Below are 13,635 nucleotides of genomic sequence, written 5' to 3'. Positions count from 1 at the left end.
TTCAATTCTTGAGGAGAAGTCATGGCAGCACACTGCCAAGTGACCGGGGCCGAGCCGGGCTTTGGGCACAGCATTTCGCACTCGCACCGCCGCAACAAGCGTCGGTTCGATCCGAACATCCAGAAGAAGCGCTACTGGGTTCCGTCCCTGCGCCGTAACGTCACGCTGCAGGTTTCTGCACGTGGCATCAAGACCATCGACGTGCGCGGTATCGACGCAGTCGTCGCCGACATTCTGGCTCGTGGGGTGAAGCTCTAGTGGCTAAGGACAAGGACGTACGTCCGATCATCAAGCTCAAGTCGACCGCGGGCACGGGTTACACCTACGTAACCCGCAAGAACCGTCGTAACGACCCGGACCGCATGGTCCTGAAGAAGTACGACCCCAAGATCCGCCAGCACGTCGAATTCCGAGAGGAGCGCTAAACATGGCTAAGAAGTCCAAGATTGCTCGCAACGAGCAGCGCAAGGTCATCGTTGAGCGTTACGCTGCAAAGCGCCTCGAACTGAAGAAGACCCTGGTTGACGAAAACGCAACCGACGAAGCACGCGAAGCAGCCCGCCTGGGCCTGCAGAAGCTGCCCCGCAACGCGTCCCCGATCCGTCTGCGCAACCGCGACATCATCGACGGCCGCCCCCGTGGCACCTTCCAGAAGTTCGGCATCTCCCGTGTCCGTTTCCGCGACATGGCTCACCGCGGTGAGCTCCCGGGCATCACCAAGTCTTCCTGGTAATCCAGCACCGCTGATTCCAGCTGCTTGAGAAGGGCCGGCAACCATTTGGTTGCCGGCCCTTCTGCGTTAAGCCGTGGCAGGTGGGCGCCGGGTCGGCGGGCTGTGCGGCAGCCCACACGCCGGAATTACGACGCCGGCAGGCCGCTTGGGTGCTCCATCCCGGGTTTCGCCGCGCAAAACCGCGGATTTCCGGCCCCCGGAGACCCGGTTTGCGGTGGGCCCGGAGTGCGTGTATTGTTTTCTAAGTCGCCGCGGGGGAGACAGTGAAGAACTGTTCACCGGGTGGCCAAAACCCCCAAATCAAAGCCAAAATCTGGTTGCTCTTTAGGGCGCTGGAAATTGGTATGGGACGGTCTTCAATTCGATGTGAATCCTGAGAGATGGATTTGCTTCGGAGGCGGGGATCGGGTAAGTTTGAAAAGTTGCTCCGGAGCGATCCTGAACGTTGGTTTGGGTGGTGCCGGGTGTGTCTGTTGTTTGAGAACTCAATAGTGTGCCAAGTTTGTTGATACCGATTATGTATGTAATTGGTTGAATTTGCCGAATCGTGCCGCCCCTGTGGTGTGGTTTGGTGTTTTTAGCTGGTTTCAAATTTTGTGCAGCCTTTGTCGCCGTTATTTCCGGTGGTTTTGGTTGTGTCTGTTTGTTTTCAACGGAGAGTTTGATCCTGGCTCAGGATGAACGCTGGCGGCGTGCTTAACACATGCAAGTCGAACGATGATGCCAGCTTGCTGGTGGATTAGTGGCGAACGGGTGAGTAACACGTGAGTAACCTGCCCTTGACTCTGGGATAAGCCTGGGAAACTGGGTCTAATACCGGATATGACTGATCATCGCATGGTGGTTGGTGGAAAGCTTTTGTGGTTTTGGATGGACTCGCGGCCTATCAGCTTGTTGGTGGGGTAATGGCCTACCAAGGCGACGACGGGTAGCCGGCCTGAGAGGGTGACCGGCCACACTGGGACTGAGACACGGCCCAGACTCCTACGGGAGGCAGCAGTGGGGAATATTGCACAATGGGCGCAAGCCTGATGCAGCGACGCCGCGTGAGGGATGACGGCCTTCGGGTTGTAAACCTCTTTCAGTAGGGAAGAAGCGAAAGTGACGGTACCTGCAGAAGAAGCGCCGGCTAACTACGTGCCAGCAGCCGCGGTAATACGTAGGGCGCAAGCGTTATCCGGAATTATTGGGCGTAAAGAGCTCGTAGGCGGTTTGTCGCGTCTGCCGTGAAAGTCCGGGGCTCAACTCCGGATCTGCGGTGGGTACGGGCAGACTAGAGTGATGTAGGGGAGACTGGAATTCCTGGTGTAGCGGTGAAATGCGCAGATATCAGGAGGAACACCGATGGCGAAGGCAGGTCTCTGGGCATTAACTGACGCTGAGGAGCGAAAGCATGGGGAGCGAACAGGATTAGATACCCTGGTAGTCCATGCCGTAAACGTTGGGCACTAGGTGTGGGGGACATTCCACGTTTTCCGCGCCGTAGCTAACGCATTAAGTGCCCCGCCTGGGGAGTACGGCCGCAAGGCTAAAACTCAAAGGAATTGACGGGGGCCCGCACAAGCGGCGGAGCATGCGGATTAATTCGATGCAACGCGAAGAACCTTACCAAGGCTTGACATGAACCGGAAAGACCTGGAAACAGGTCCCCCACTTGTGGTCGGTTTACAGGTGGTGCATGGTTGTCGTCAGCTCGTGTCGTGAGATGTTGGGTTAAGTCCCGCAACGAGCGCAACCCTCGTTCTATGTTGCCAGCACGTGATGGTGGGGACTCATAGGAGACTGCCGGGGTCAACTCGGAGGAAGGTGGGGACGACGTCAAATCATCATGCCCCTTATGTCTTGGGCTTCACGCATGCTACAATGGCCGGTACAAAGGGTTGCGATACTGTGAGGTGGAGCTAATCCCAAAAAGCCGGTCTCAGTTCGGATTGGGGTCTGCAACTCGACCCCATGAAGTCGGAGTCGCTAGTAATCGCAGATCAGCAACGCTGCGGTGAATACGTTCCCGGGCCTTGTACACACCGCCCGTCAAGTCACGAAAGTTGGTAACACCCGAAGCCGGTGGCCTAACCCCTTGTGGGAGGGAGCTGTCGAAGGTGGGACTGGCGATTGGGACTAAGTCGTAACAAGGTAGCCGTACCGGAAGGTGCGGCTGGATCACCTCCTTTCTAAGGAGCGCCTACAACACCTGTCCTGGATGTATGTCCGGGTGTGGGGGTTGTCAGGAAGCAAGCCCGTTGCGCAGGCGATTGTCCTGCGGCGGGTGCTCATGGGTGGAATATCAACAAATAGCGGCCGTTGTGTTGTCGTGTCCTTCTCTAGTACGAATCCCACCTGGTGGTGGTTCTGGAACGGTGGGCGTGGTGATGTGGTGGTTTTCGTGTTTGGCACACTGTTGGGTCCTGAGGCAACAGGACCACGGGTTCGCTGTCTTCGCCTTTCGGGGTGTGGGTGGTGTTCTGGTGGGAGTGTTTGTTTCTGGTTTCCCTGCCATGACGGTCCACGCACGTGTGTGTGGGTGTGTGGTGTGGGGTTGTTGTTTGAGAACTACATAGTGGACGCGAGCATCTTGTATAAGAAGCAATTTCCAAGATAAATGAACCTGGATCTGGTTCGTGTGCCTTTGGGTGCGCGGGACAGTTTTCATGGTTCTCTCGAGTGAGCTTGTTTTTGATCTTTGTGGTCAAGTTTTTAAGAGCACACGGTGGATGCCTTGGCATTAGGAGCCGAAGAAGGACGTAGGAATCTGCGATAAGCCTGGGGAGTCGATAACCGGACTGTGATCCCAGGGTGTCCGAATGGGGAAACCCCGCCAAGCGCGCGAGTGACTTGGTGACCCGTACCTGAACACATAGGGTGCGTGGGGGGAACGCGGGGAAGTGAAACATCTCAGTACCCGCAGGAAGAGAAAACAATAGTGATTCCGTTAGTAGTGGCGAGCGAACGCGGATCAGGCTAAACCGTTCCATGTGTGATAGCCGGCGGGCGTTGCATGGTCGGGGTTGTGGGACTTTCCATACCAGTTCTGCCGGGCTGGTGGGGTGTGATGTGCGCGCATAGGTGAACGGTTTTGAAAGGCCGGCCAGAGAGGGTGTTAGTCCCGTAACCGTAATGTGTTTGTACCGCCTGTGAGAGTATCCCAAGTAGTACGGGGCCCGAGAAATCCCGTGCGAATCTGTCAGGACCACCTGATAAGCCTAAATACTCCCTAATGACCGATAGCGGACCAGTACCGTGAGGGAAAGGTGAAAAGTACCCCGGGAGGGAGTGAAACAGTACCTGAAACCGTGTGCTTACAATCCGTCGGAGCCAGTCTGATTCTGGTGACGGCGTGCCTTTTGAAGAATGAGCCTGCGAGTTAGTGTTACGTCGCGAGGTTAACCCGTGTGGGGCAGCCGTAGCGAAAGCGAGTCTGAATAGGGCGTGTGAGTGGCGTGATCTAGACCCGAAGCGAAGTGATCTACCCATGGCCAGGTTGAAGCGACGGTAAGACGTCGTGGAGGACCGAACCCACTTCAGTTGAAAATGGAGGGGATGAGCTGTGGGTAGGGGTGAAAGGCCAATCAAACTTCGTGATAGCTGGTTCTCCCCGAAATGCATTTAGGTGCAGCGTTGCGTGTTTCTTGCTGGAGGTAGAGCTACTGGATGGCTAATGGGCCCTACAAGGTTACTGACGTCAGCCAAACTCCGAATGCCGGTAAGTGAGAGCGCAGCAGTGAGACTGTGGGGGATAAGCTTCATAGTCGAGAGGGAAACAGCCCAGACCACCAACTAAGGCCCCTAAGCGTGTGCTAAGTGGGAAAGGATGTGGAGTTGCCCAGACAACCAGGAGGTTGGCTTAGAAGCAGCCACCCTTAAAAGAGTGCGTAATAGCTCACTGGTCAAGTGATTCCGCGCCGACAATGTAGCGGGGCTCAAGTACACCGCCGAAGTTGTGGCATTCAGATATTAGCTAAGCCCTTGTGGTTCAGGCGTCTGGATGGGTAGGGGAGCGTCGTGTGGGCGGTGAAGTCGCGGTGTAAACCAGCGGTGGAGCCTACACGAGTGAGAATGCAGGCATGAGTAGCGAAAGACGGGTGAGAAACCCGTCCGCCGAATGATCAAGGGTTCCAGGGTCAAGCTAATCTGCCCTGGGTAAGTCGGGACCTAAGGCGAGGCCGACAGGCGTAGTCGATGGACAACGGGTTGATATTCCCGTACCGGCGAAAAACCGTCCATGTTGAACAGGGGATACTAACCGCCCGAGACCTGCCCGACACCCCTTGTGGGTGAAGGGTTTTGGTGGAGCGCGGGACCTGATCCTGGGAGGCAAGCGTATTAACAGGTGTGACGCAGGAAGGTAGCCGAGCCGGGCGATGGTTGTCCCGGTCTAAGGATGTAGGGCGAGTGGTAGGCAAATCCGCCACTCATATGGCCTGAGATCTGATGGGACCCCCGTTTGGGGGATTTGGTGATCCTATGCTGCCGAGAAAAGCATCGACGCGAGGTTTTAGCCGCCCGTACCCCAAACCGACACAGGTGATCAGGTAGAGAATACTAAGGCGATCGAGAGAATTATGGTTAAGGAACTCGGCAAAATGCCCCCGTAACTTCGGGAGAAGGGGGGCCCCAACCTTGATCGGACTTCGCGTCCGGGAGGGGATCGGGGCCGCAGAGACCAGGGGGAAGCGACTGTTTACTAAAAACACAGGTCCGTGCGAAGTCGCAAGACGATGTATACGGACTGACTCCTGCCCGGTGCTGGAAGGTTAAGAGGACCGGTTAGCCTCACGGCGAAGCTGAGAATTTAAGCCCCAGTAAACGGCGGTGGTAACTATAACCATCCTAAGGTAGCGAAATTCCTTGTCGGGTAAGTTCCGACCTGCACGAATGGAGTAACGACTTCCCCGCTGTCTCAACCATAAACTCGGCGAAATTGCAGTACGAGTAAAGATGCTCGTTACGCGCAGCAGGACGGAAAGACCCCGAGACCTTTACTATAGTTTGGTATTGGTGTTCGGAGTGGCTTGTGTAGGATAGGTGGGAGACGTTGAAGCCCGGACGCCAGTTCGGGTGGAGTCATCGTTGAAATACCACTCTGGTCACTTTGGACATCTAACTTCGGCCCGTAATCCGGGTCAGGGACAGTGCCTGATGGGTAGTTTAACTGGGGCGGTTGCCTCCTAAAAAGTAACGGAGGCGCCCAAAGGTTCCCTCAGCCTGGTTGGCAATCAGGTGTCGAGTGTAAGTGCACAAGGGAGCTTGACTGTGAGAGAGACATCTCGAGCAGGGACGAAAGTCGGGACTAGTGATCCGGCGGTACATTGTGGAATGGCCGTCGCTCAACGGATAAAAGGTACCTCGGGGATAACAGGCTGATCTTGCCCAAGAGTCCATATCGACGGCATGGTTTGGCACCTCGATGTCGGCTCGTCGCATCCTGGGGCTGGAGTAGGTCCCAAGGGTTGGGCTGTTCGCCCATTAAAGCGGTACGCGAGCTGGGTTTAGAACGTCGTGAGACAGTTCGGTCCCTATCCGCTGCGCGCGCAGGAAATTTGAGAAGGGCTGTCCTTAGTACGAGAGGACCGGGACGGACGAACCTCTGGTGTGTCAGTTGTACTGCCAAGTGCACCGCTGATTAGCTACGTTCGGATGGGATAACCGCTGAAAGCATCTAAGCGGGAAGCTCGCTTCAAGATGAGATTTCCATACACATTATGTGTGAGAGGCCCCCAGCCAGACCACTGGGTTGATAGGCCGGATGTGGAAGCGAGGACTAACGACTCGTGAAGCTGACCGGTACTAATAGGCCAATAACTTACACCACACAGATACATACAAAATTCTGCTTGCGTCCACTATGTGGTTCCCAACCAACAACCCCCCAACACGGGCGGTACTGGTAGGTAACCAACACAACTACATACAACACCACATGTTGTAACCACAGATTTCCCACACCACCCCCAAGCGGGTTGGTGACGGGTAGAAGGGTTACGGCGGTCATAGCGTGGGGGAAACGCCCGGTCCCATTCCGAACCCGGAAGCTAAGACCCACAGCGCCGATGGTACTGCACCCGGGAGGGTGTGGGAGAGTAGGTCACCGCCGGAACATCATTCATGGTCGAGGCCCCAACCACACACGGTTGGGGCCTCCCACATTTAACAAACAAAACAACCCCTGACTTGCTCCATCAGGTATGGTCCCCAAAACCCCCGGTTAGCAGCCATATTTGATGGCGCATCTGGCCCAGCCGCCTAGACTTACCGTCTATGACCCTCCAGATCCCAGGACCCAGGGGCAAGCGGGCCACCATCCTGGATGTGGCAGCTGCAGCCGGTGTATCACGCCAGACCGTGACCCGCGCCATGAATGACATGGCCGGCATCAGCCAGGAAACCAGGGAACGGGTCAAGGGACTCGCAGCGGAAATGGGGTACGTCCCCAGCCGCTTTGCGAAGGGCCTGGTGCAGGGCGCCCGGACTTCGATAGGACTCGCCATCCCGGACCTGACAAACCCCTATTTTCCGGCCTTTGCCTCCAGCGTGGTTGAAGCCGCCACCGAGCGCGGCTGGAACGTGGTGATGGACGACTACGGCCATGGCACCGGCAGCGCCGTAACTGCCGCTGCCCGGCTTGCGCCCCAAGTGGACGCGCTGATCGGCTACCTTGCGCCGCACCCTGACGAAGCGCAGGCGCTGATGGGCCGGCGCCCCGTCGTCGCCATCGACTACCCGGGCACGGACACTGCCGGAGGAATCTCCTTCGACTACCGTCACGCTGCCCGGCTCGCCCTGACACACCTGTCGTCCCGTGGTTGCCGGAACATCATCTTCCTTGACTCTGACCAAGGCAATAACGCCAGCAGCCGGAGTACGGCAGCAGCGGCCGAGGCCGAACAGGCAGGCGTGCACCTCACCCGCCTGCCGGCGGAGCCGTCCGCGGCCGCTGCCAAATCGGCCATCGCCCTCCTCCCAACGGGCGGCAGCCGGGTCGACGGCATTCTCGCCTTCAACGACCTGATGGCAGCAGGCGCACTGAAGGCGCTCCAGGAAGCTGGCAGGGCTGCCCCGAACGATTGTCCGGTCATCGGAATGGACGGGATACCGCTCGGTGAGCTGCTCACCCCCGAGCTGACCACCCTCTCGCTTGACCTTCGCGCGGTGGGCCGCGCCGCCGTCGGACTCGTGGACGGCTTGATTTCCGGCACAATCAAGGACCGCAGCGCCGAGGCCTTCCTGACCCTCCGGCATCAGCTTGTCCTCCGGCAGTCCGCCTGAGCCCTACTCAAATGGAAATGGACAGGCTAGGCTTCTTCTGCAGCACCGTGAACGTTCACGTACCGTACTCCTCCCCGCCAAGGAAGACACATTCCATTGCACAACCAAGCCGAAACTGCCGGTAACGGCTCCGCCGCCGCGGCCCCCTCCCGCTCCCTGGATCTTGGTGCCGCGGAGGCCGGGGAATTGGCCTCTGCGGCACCGGGGCGGGGAAGCCTTCCAGCACGGGCGTACCTCGAATCCGACGCACCCAGGCTCTCACTCAATGGGGAATGGAAGTTCCGGCTGAGCCCCGGAATCCGGACGGCACCCAACGACGGGTGGCAGCGCGGCACCGGGCTGTCCGGCTTCACTGCCCTTCCCGTCCCCTCGAGCTGGAACATGCACGGCCACGGCTCCCCGGCCTATACCAACGTCCAGTTCCCCTTCCCGGTGGAACCCCCGCACGTGCCGGATGCCAATCCCATCGGCGACCACCTGGTGGCCTTTGAGGCAGGCCCGGAGTTCCTCCCGCACGCCGTGCTCCGGTTCGATGGCATCGATTCTGCCGGGACCGTGTGGCTGAACGGGGTGGAACTGGGGACTACCCGCGGGAGCAGGCTGGCCCACGAATTCGATGTCTCCGGCGTCCTGGTCGAAGGAACCAACATCCTGGCGGTCCGGGTGGCCCAGTTCTCCGCCTCGAGCTACGTGGAGGACCAGGACATGTGGTGGCTCCCGGGCATCTTCCGGGACGTGACGCTGCAAGGCCGGCCGGAGCACGGCATCGACGATGTATTTGTCCACGCGGGCTACGACCCGGGAACGGGCGCCGGCTCGCTCCGCGTTGACGTGACCCGCTCGGGGCAGGCGATTGACGCCGTCGTCCGCGTTCCGGAACTTGGCCTCGAACTGGCCGCCGGGGTGGAGCAGCAAGTTCCCGGCGTGGAACCCTGGTCTGCTGAAACCCCACGCCTCTACGACGCCACTGTCAGCAGCCCCGGCGAGACAGTCTCGCTGCAGGTGGGCTTCCGGAGCATCATCATCGAGGACGCCCAGTTCAAGGTGAACGGCCGGCGGATCCTGCTCCGCGGCGTAAACCGCCACGAGCACCACCCCCGGTTTGGCCGCGTTGTGCCGCGGGATGTGGTGGAGGCCGAGCTGCGGTTGATGAAGCAGCACAATATCAACGCCATCAGGACCTCGCATTACCCGCCGCACCCCGAGTTCCTTGCGCTGGCGGACCGGCTGGGGTTCTATGTGGTTCTTGAATGCGATCTCGAAACGCATGGCTTCCACAGCGCCGGCTGGGCACACAACCCCAGCGATGATCCGCAGTGGGAAGCCGCGCTGCTGGACCGGATGCAGCGGACGGTGGAGCGCGATAAAAACCATCCTTCCGTGATCATGTGGTCGCTGGGCAATGAGGCGGGCACCGGCAGGAACCTGGCGGCCATGTCGCGATGGACCAAGGACCGTGACCCGTCCCGTCCCATCCACTACGAGGGCGACTGGTCGTCGCCCTTCGTGGACGTCTACTCACGGATGTATGCCAGCCAAGCCGAGACGGAGCTCATCGGGCAGGGCATCGAGCCGCCCCTGGAGGATGCCGCACTCGATGCGCGTCGCCGCGCCATGCCGTTCATGCTGTGCGAGTACGTGCACGCCATGGGCAACGGCCCCGGCGGCATGAGCGAGTACCAGGAGCTGTTCGAGCGGTATCCCCGGCTTATGGGCGGCTTCGTCTGGGAATGGCTTGAGCACGGGATCACCGTCCCCTCCCCTGGCGGCGGCCACCACTTCGCTTATGGCGGGGACTTCGGTGAGGAGATCCATGACGGGAACTTCGTCACGGACGGGCTGGTGGACGCCGACCGCAACCCACGTCCCGGCCTGCTGGATTTCAAGAAGGTGATTGAGCCGCTGCACATCGGGGTGGCTGGCACCTGGGCCGGCTTCACCGTGCGGAACGGGCAGGACTTCGCGGACACATCCGCCTTCCGGTTCCAGTACAAGGTGGAGGCCGACGGCGGCACGCAGCTGGAGGGAACGGTGGCAGTGCCGCCGCTCGCACCGCAGTCCCGGGCTGTTGTGGAGCTGCCGGCGGAGGTGGCCCGGTATGTGGCGGGCCTGCCGGAGAGCCAGCCGGCCGTACTCACGGTCAGCGCCGTACTCGCCGCGGACACTGCCTGGGGTTCTGCCGGCCATGAGGTGGCGTGGGGGCAGGCAGTCCGGGCGGTGCCGCCACCCGCCATGCCGCCGGCCGAAGAACCGGTTGACGTTACCGACCAGGAACTCCGGCTGGGCCCTGCCGTATTCGACCGGGCCACCGGCATGCCCACCTGCATCGGTGGCCTGCCCGTGGAAAAACTGGGCCTGGTCCTGTGGTGGGCACCCACGGACAACGACCTCGGCCGGGAGTGGGGAAGCACGGACGAGCGGCCCCTTGCCATCCAGTGGAAGGAGGCGGGACTCGACCGGCTGCACACCCGCCTGCTGGGCATCGGCGCCGAAACAACGCCCGACGGCGGCGAGCACCTTCGCGTCAGCACGCGCATGGGAGCGGCGGACAAACAGTTCGGGGTGTTGGTCGACTATGAGTGGACCAGCAGCGCCGGCTCCCTGGCCTTGCGGACCCATGTCACTCCGGTAGGGGAGTGGCTCAACGCCGGCTTTGAGGTGGAGTGGGCGAGGCTCGGGCTGGAACTTGTGCTGGGTGCCGGCACAACCACCGTGGGCTGGTTCGGCCAGGGCCCGCACCAGAGTTACCCGGACACCGGGCAAGGCACCCGGACAGGATGGTTCGAGCTGCCCCTCGCCGACCTGGACGTGGAGTACGTCCGCCCCCAGGAGTCGGGGGCCCGGTCCGGCGTGCAGTCCGCGGTAGTGAGCACGGGTGGCAGGAAGCTGCACGTTTCCGGCGCGTCCTTTGCGCTGACAGTCCGGCCGTACAGCATGCAGGCCCTGGCAGCAGCAACCCACAGGCCGGATCTCATTCCGGACGGGCGCACCTACATCCACCTTGACCATGCCATGAGGGGTGTGGGGACAGCAGCGTGCGGGCCCGGCGTTCTGGAGCCATACCGGTTGAAGCCGCGGGCGGCGGACTTCGAGCTGGTCCTCCGGGTAACGGGGAACGGCGTGCAGCAGATGTGAGCCACTCCATAAAGGCGGCCAACTGACGCAAGAGGGGCGAAAGCCCCTGCCTGGGCAGCGAAAAACCGCGTCATTCCGGGGTTTAGGGTGGCCCGTGCGGCCCGGTTTAGCCCGATTTGCGGTGGGGGTTGTGTGCGGGTATTGTTTTCTGAGTCGCCGCCGCTGAAGCGGAAAAATAGCGGCCAACCCCCCTTTTTTGAACGGCCTGGAAAATGGTTCGCTTTTATGCGTGCTGTTGCTGGGTGGGGGCGGTCTTCGATTCGGTGTGGGTCCTGGAAGATGGATTTGACTCGGATTGTGGGATCGGGTAAGTTTGGAAAGTTGCTCCGGAGCGATCCTGAACGTTGGTTTGGGTGGTGCCGGGTGTGTCTGTTGTTTGAGAACTCAATAGTGTGCCAAGTTTGTTGATACCGATTATGTATGTAATTGGTTGAATTTGCCGAATCGTGCCGCCCCTGTGGTGTGGTTTGGTGTTTTTAGCTGGTTTCAAATTTTGTGCAGCCTTTGTCGCCGTTATTTCCGGTGGTTTTGGTTGTGTCTGTTTTACTTCAACGGAGAGTTTGATCCTGGCTCAGGATGAACGCTGGCGGCGTGCTTAACACATGCAAGTCGAACGATGATGCCAGCTTGCTGGTGGATTAGTGGCGAACGGGTGAGTAACACGTGAGTAACCTGCCCTTGACTCTGGGATAAGCCTGGGAAACTGGGTCTAATACCGGATATGACTGATCATCGCATGGTGGTTGGTGGAAAGCTTTTGTGGTTTTGGATGGACTCGCGGCCTATCAGCTTGTTGGTGGGGTAATGGCCTACCAAGGCGACGACGGGTAGCCGGCCTGAGAGGGTGACCGGCCACACTGGGACTGAGACACGGCCCAGACTCCTACGGGAGGCAGCAGTGGGGAATATTGCACAATGGGCGCAAGCCTGATGCAGCGACGCCGCGTGAGGGATGACGGCCTTCGGGTTGTAAACCTCTTTCAGTAGGGAAGAAGCGAAAGTGACGGTACCTGCAGAAGAAGCGCCGGCTAACTACGTGCCAGCAGCCGCGGTAATACGTAGGGCGCAAGCGTTATCCGGAATTATTGGGCGTAAAGAGCTCGTAGGCGGTTTGTCGCGTCTGCCGTGAAAGTCCGGGGCTCAACTCCGGATCTGCGGTGGGTACGGGCAGACTAGAGTGATGTAGGGGAGACTGGAATTCCTGGTGTAGCGGTGAAATGCGCAGATATCAGGAGGAACACCGATGGCGAAGGCAGGTCTCTGGGCATTAACTGACGCTGAGGAGCGAAAGCATGGGGAGCGAACAGGATTAGATACCCTGGTAGTCCATGCCGTAAACGTTGGGCACTAGGTGTGGGGGACATTCCACGTTTTCCGCGCCGTAGCTAACGCATTAAGTGCCCCGCCTGGGGAGTACGGCCGCAAGGCTAAAACTCAAAGGAATTGACGGGGGCCCGCACAAGCGGCGGAGCATGCGGATTAATTCGATGCAACGCGAAGAACCTTACCAAGGCTTGACATGAACCGGAAAGACCTGGAAACAGGTCCCCCACTTGTGGTCGGTTTACAGGTGGTGCATGGTTGTCGTCAGCTCGTGTCGTGAGATGTTGGGTTAAGTCCCGCAACGAGCGCAACCCTCGTTCTATGTTGCCAGCACGTGATGGTGGGGACTCATAGGAGACTGCCGGGGTCAACTCGGAGGAAGGTGGGGACGACGTCAAATCATCATGCCCCTTATGTCTTGGGCTTCACGCATGCTACAATGGCCGGTACAAAGGGTTGCGATACTGTGAGGTGGAGCTAATCCCAAAAAGCCGGTCTCAGTTCGGATTGGGGTCTGCAACTCGACCCCATGAAGTCGGAGTCGCTAGTAATCGCAGATCAGCAACGCTGCGGTGAATACGTTCCCGGGCCTTGTACACACCGCCCGTCAAGTCACGAAAGTTGGTAACACCCGAAGCCGGTGGCCTAACCCCTTGTGGGAGGGAGCTGTCGAAGGTGGGACTGGCGATTGGGACTAAGTCGTAACAAGGTAGCCGTACCGGAAGGTGCGGCTGGATCACCTCCTTTCTAAGGAGCGCCTACAACACCTGTCCTGGATGTATGTCCGGGTGTGGGGGTTGTCAGGAAGCAAGCCCGTTGCGCAGGCGATTGTCCTGCGGCGGGTGCTCATGGGTGGAATATCAACAAATAGCGGCCGTTGTGTTGTCGTGTCCTTCTCTAGTACGAATCCCACCTGGTGGTGGTTCTGGAACGGTGGGCGTGGTGATGTGGTGGTTTTCGTGTTTGGCACACTGTTGGGTCCTGAGGCAACAGGACCACGGGTTCGCTGTCTTCGCCTTTCGGGGTGTGGGTGGTGTTCTGGTGGGAGTGTTTGTTTCTGGTTTCCCTGCCATGACGGTCCACGCACGTGTGTGTGGGGTGTGTGGTGTGGGGTTGTTGTTTGAGAACTACATAGTGGACGCGAGCATCTTGTATAAGAAGCAATTTCCAAGATAAATGAA

At 59.4% G+C, this 13,635-nt stretch carries 5 protein-coding genes and 4 rRNA genes; all 9 read left to right on the top strand.

What is annotated here, in order from left to right; all coding sequences use genetic code 11:
• The first annotated feature begins 21 nt into the window (after positions 1 to 21).
• Entirely contained in the window at positions 22 to 258 is a 237-nt protein-coding gene (rpmB, locus tag VIK36_RS20565) for a 50S ribosomal protein L28 (protein WP_018763944.1), read from the top strand.
• Positions 258 to 425 (top strand): 50S ribosomal protein L33, encoded by a 168-nt coding sequence (gene rpmG, locus VIK36_RS20560; RefSeq protein ID WP_013602737.1) that lies wholly within the window; start codon positions 258 to 260, stop codon positions 423 to 425. The genes rpmB and rpmG overlap by 1 nt, the downstream gene beginning before the upstream one ends.
• Positions 426 to 427: 2 nt before the next feature.
• On the top strand, positions 428 to 733 hold the full coding sequence (gene rpsN / locus VIK36_RS20555) for a 30S ribosomal protein S14 (protein ID WP_015938870.1): 306 nt from the start codon (positions 428 to 430) through the stop codon (positions 731 to 733).
• Positions 734 to 1,382: 649 nt separating this feature from the next.
• A 16S ribosomal RNA gene (locus VIK36_RS20550) occupies positions 1,383 to 2,904 on the top strand.
• 513 nt (positions 2,905 to 3,417) lie between these two features.
• Positions 3,418 to 6,542 (top strand): 23S ribosomal RNA (locus VIK36_RS20545).
• Between the two features lie 168 nt (positions 6,543 to 6,710).
• Positions 6,711 to 6,827 (top strand): 5S ribosomal RNA (gene rrf / locus VIK36_RS20540).
• Together the 16S, 23S and 5S rRNA genes form the textbook arrangement of a ribosomal RNA operon.
• Before the next feature lie 161 nt (positions 6,828 to 6,988).
• The gene (locus tag VIK36_RS20535; protein ID WP_324643449.1) at positions 6,989 to 7,996 is read left to right on the top strand and encodes a LacI family DNA-binding transcriptional regulator; all 1,008 of its coding nucleotides are present in this window, start codon (positions 6,989 to 6,991) and stop codon (positions 7,994 to 7,996) included.
• Positions 7,997 to 8,092: 96 nt separating this feature from the next.
• The gene (locus VIK36_RS20530; RefSeq protein WP_324643447.1) at positions 8,093 to 11,131 is read left to right on the top strand and encodes a glycoside hydrolase family 2 TIM barrel-domain containing protein; all 3,039 of its coding nucleotides are present in this window, start codon (positions 8,093 to 8,095) and stop codon (positions 11,129 to 11,131) included.
• Positions 11,132 to 11,679: 548 nt separating this feature from the next.
• Positions 11,680 to 13,201 (top strand): 16S ribosomal RNA (locus tag VIK36_RS20525).
• Positions 13,202 to 13,635 lie beyond the last annotated feature (434 nt).

Origin of the sequence: Pseudarthrobacter sp. LT1, from assembly GCF_035621795.1 — a bacterium.
Lineage (GTDB): Bacteria > Actinomycetota > Actinomycetes > Actinomycetales > Micrococcaceae > Arthrobacter.
This window is presented reverse-complemented; position numbering and strand designations above follow the sequence as displayed.